Origin of the sequence: Shewanella sp. SG44-2 (genome assembly GCF_014164215.1) — a bacterium.
Classification (GTDB): Bacteria; Pseudomonadota; Gammaproteobacteria; order Enterobacterales; family Shewanellaceae; genus Shewanella; species Shewanella frigidimarina.
The window spans coordinates 1-3,578 of record NZ_JACJEU010000057.1; the positions used below are offsets into that span (position 1 = coordinate 1).

General features: G+C 38.1%; 3 protein-coding genes and 2 pseudogenes. 1 reads left to right on the forward strand and 4 read right to left on the reverse strand.

What is annotated here, in order from left to right; genetic code table 11:
• The 4 genes and pseudogenes from H5181_RS20145 to H5181_RS20160 all read right to left on the reverse strand — a co-directional run.
• A pseudogene (locus H5181_RS20145) lies at positions 1-102 on the reverse strand (IS110 family transposase); the annotation flags it as partial.
• 340 nt (positions 103-442) lie between these two features.
• A complete protein-coding gene (locus tag H5181_RS20150; protein WP_182751877.1) occupies positions 443-1,111 on the reverse strand; it encodes a hypothetical protein in 669 nt (222 codons plus the stop codon).
• A gap of 1 nt (position 1,112) precedes the next feature.
• On the reverse strand, positions 1,113-1,520 hold the full coding sequence (locus H5181_RS20155) for a hypothetical protein (RefSeq protein WP_182751878.1): 408 nt from the start codon (positions 1,518-1,520) through the stop codon (positions 1,113-1,115).
• Positions 1,498-2,610, reverse strand: coding sequence for a hypothetical protein (locus H5181_RS20160; protein WP_182751879.1), 1,113 nt, complete (start codon positions 2,608-2,610; stop codon positions 1,498-1,500). The genes H5181_RS20155 and H5181_RS20160 overlap by 23 nt, the downstream gene beginning before the upstream one ends.
• Positions 2,611-3,442: 832 nt before the next feature.
• Between H5181_RS20160 and H5181_RS20165 the strand changes: the two are divergent.
• A pseudogene (locus H5181_RS20165) lies at positions 3,443-3,578 on the forward strand (IS110 family transposase); the annotation flags it as partial.

Below are 3,578 nucleotides of genomic sequence, written 5' to 3' on the forward strand. Positions count from 1 at the left end.
GCGATTTAAACGCTTATTGAAGACTTGTTTTGCATGACAATCCATCCCAAGGACTTGAAATACATTCTTGGCCAAATCAATCGAAATAGTGGTAACTTTCATGGTGGACGCTCCTTAAGTAACTGCGTGGTTCAACATCAGTTTGGCGCATTGACGCCGTATTAGGGAGCGTCCATCTCATCATCCATAGCCAACGAAAGCTAGCCTGACGTCCTGTCAGGCTCACGCTATTTTCTTCAACGGCCTCAAGTGCAGAGTTGAATTTATAAAACTTTAAGCAAAGCTAACTTATTTTTTGGACAGAAATGACTTAGGTTATGGGGGTTTGCTTAAGCTGGCATTGATTAGAAAAAATATCTTAGTTTATTTGAAATCCCTAATTCACTTCGACCCATTATCCTTGACTTCTATGCACAAGCTCTCGAGCGAAGCCTGTGAACCATCATTTCTTTCTAGCAAGCGCGCTTTTATCTGTTGGTTTACATAGAATACTTATAGGAAGGTGTCTGACAGTGAAGCTTTCGCCTGTAACGGTGTGTTCATGCTTAGATATAAAGCAAAGCTCATCTATCTGGCAATTATCCACTACAACCTTTTTATTTTTGTAATCCTCATCATTAGAAAGTCTTTCTTTCCAAGTATTCATGAGGCTTTTGGTGCTGATATTTTTTGTGATTATCAATATTGCTCCATGGTTTTGCCCAACGAATCCTGATGAATACCTTTCGCACAACTGTTTGAAACCACTAAGAAGTGTGCCGTAATCGCTGTGTAATTTTGACTCAGCAATCCACTTAAATCCACGAGAGCTTTCTACATAAATGTCTGGGTGTCCATTCATCCATTTGTCGTGAGATGCTTGATACCCTATTTGGGAAAGGAAGCCTGCGATATCGACATTGTATCTGTCTTCAGCGTCATCTTGTCGATATGAAGCAGACGGATATATGCGGTTTTTAATAATATTATCGACATCTTGATATAACCTTGCAATCCAAGTTTCATAACCACGCTTCCCTGCCATCAATCGACTAGGAAACCCTGCTATTTCAGGTATGGAGTCCTCTAGCCCTTCAAGCTGTTCAATGGAGAATTGTTCTAATGAAAGCATCTTAGGACTCATTGTCAGGTTCATTTTTAGCAAGGGTAAAAAACATGTAAACATCGCTTTTTACGTCATGAATTACATCACCAGATATAGGGTGTGCAATAGCATTTTCTGTCATTGCAAAGTAGCTATTATCATCATCTAATATGAAGTTTTCTGTATCAGTAATGTATTCAAATCCCGCATCAAATAATCTTATCCTGTCGCCACAAAGATACTGCGTAACAAGCACTACGTCTGTAGACTCAAGATCTACACCAGAAAGGTTCTTGATGTAGGAAAAAGTCATATGTCTAAACTTGTTAGGTGCCATTCCGTGAACGGCATTGATAAGCCTCTCGCAAGCTTCTGCAAGATTAGGTCTGGATTCCCAGTCCTTTTTGGCTGTATCAACTAACTTTAGATAATTCATCTTCTGTCTTCAGTAGGTTTAGTATTTCTTCCATATCGGAGATTGAAGGGCATGCAGTAATAACCGCGTAACCTAAAAATTTCTCTTCCAGCTTGCTAAGCTCCCTAAAGGTAGAATTCAAAGAAAGCTCGTAGTCATATTTTAATTTAGGATTAAAACTAGAAGGCCATCTAGTAGAGATTTTATAGGGAGTTATTTCACACTTGTCCACCCCTCCGATGTGGAAATCCTCCATTCTGATGTCGCCATTATCGGTTTTATTCCTATCTCGATCCGAGTGGACATAGCCGTCGGCAGAGATAAAGCTAAGCTCGCACACTCTACAGTTTTTGTTTGTATAAAGGCTATCGATCAAAGGGAAAAAGTTTACAGGCTGCTTGAGTATATTTGGCTTATGGGACGGTGGAAGTAAATCTCGGAATGCAACTCTAAGCTCTGCAAACAATTTTTCAATATCTTTAAATGCAACGGCAGAGGATGTATCTAGACGAAATTCAATTGTGCAATCTTCGGGGTTTAAGCATACCATATCAAGGTACTGACGAGGTATATCAGTAAAAGCTGTTATTGATGAGTACTTTTGCAAGAATTTAGTTACGTCATCACTTTCTCGTAATAATTTAGGGTTGATATTTGTGCGTTCAGTAATGGTTCTATTAGTCGAAAAAAATAAATACAGCTTTCCATTATAAACAGCTTTAAAGGTTAACTCGGTTTTTTCACTTAAGGCACTTAGATCATCTGTAGCAACACCGTATGGAAAGAACTTAGTAGCTATTGTCTTGGCTGGAGTAATTGCTGTGACTGATTCATAAAGAGAATTGAATTTTAATTTTTCTTCTTTAAATATTTGTAAAGTACAGTCGCCAGAATAGAGTACATCCAAGTAGTGATTATGAAGGTTTGTTATGAACTTCTGGGCATATAGTTCGCTTTTATCAAATTCATTGAATAACTTTAATTTAGTTGCTTCTGCGCCTAGGCTTATAGCTACTCCATATGATTTTAATAACGGCTTACACTGCGACTCCCATGCCATTCGTTGAATTAATGAACTTGCAAGATTCTTCGCATTAGTGATTTGAGTCATTAGCAGTGCCTGTATGAAAAATAGCTAATTCAGTAAAGTTGTCACATATATAAAGACAATTATTCATTTTTATTAAATGGTTTTTTTGTTGCCTAGTTAACTCATGTAAGAAGCCACTACACCATCTTGGTAGCCCATTGCAAAAGCAGAGTGTGGACTTCTATGTCTGACTGTGCCTGCTTGGCTTTCTGGAAGGGATTCAATATCAATGTTTAATAGTTCTTCTCTCTGCAAGCCAAGGTCATAGCCTCGTTCGTAGGCGCATCCGCAGCATCTATGCCTGCCAGCGCCGCCTTGGTCTAGGGGAAGAGTTTCAAATGTTGGGTCATGTCTATGTCTGCTATTACAAATACTCATATTCATCCTTGTTACAAAGCCAGTATCTTTCCATAGTTTAGAAACTAACAATACTAAGTTATTTTAAAATACGGAAGCTTTTTATTGCATGACATATGTCAATAATTTCTGTGTTCTATAGGATTTTTATAATATTCACACCAAAAAAAAATAAACCATAATCACTAGGAAAGAATTTTATCGAACTACCTATCATAAAAAGAAGTCATTTACCTATTATTTGATGCTACTTATCAATAGATTTTTTATGGTAAATGCTGATGCACCCAAAGTGATTGTGTAATAGCACTAACAAGGAATGGGGCATAAATGAGTTTGCCTGCTTAATTGAAAATGGACAAATTGAACTCTGAACTTGAGGCCGTTGAAGAAAATATCGTGAGCTGGCCATGGATGATGAGATGGACGCTCCCTAATACGGCGTCAATGCGCCAAACTGATGTTGAACCACGCAGTTACTTAAGGAGCGTCCACCATGAAAGTTAACACTATTTCGATTGATTTGGCCAAGAATGTATTTCAAGTCCTTGGGATGGATTGTCATGCAAAACAAGTCTTCAATAAGCGTTTAAATCGCACTCAACTGACCGAATTTATGCTGCAACAACCCA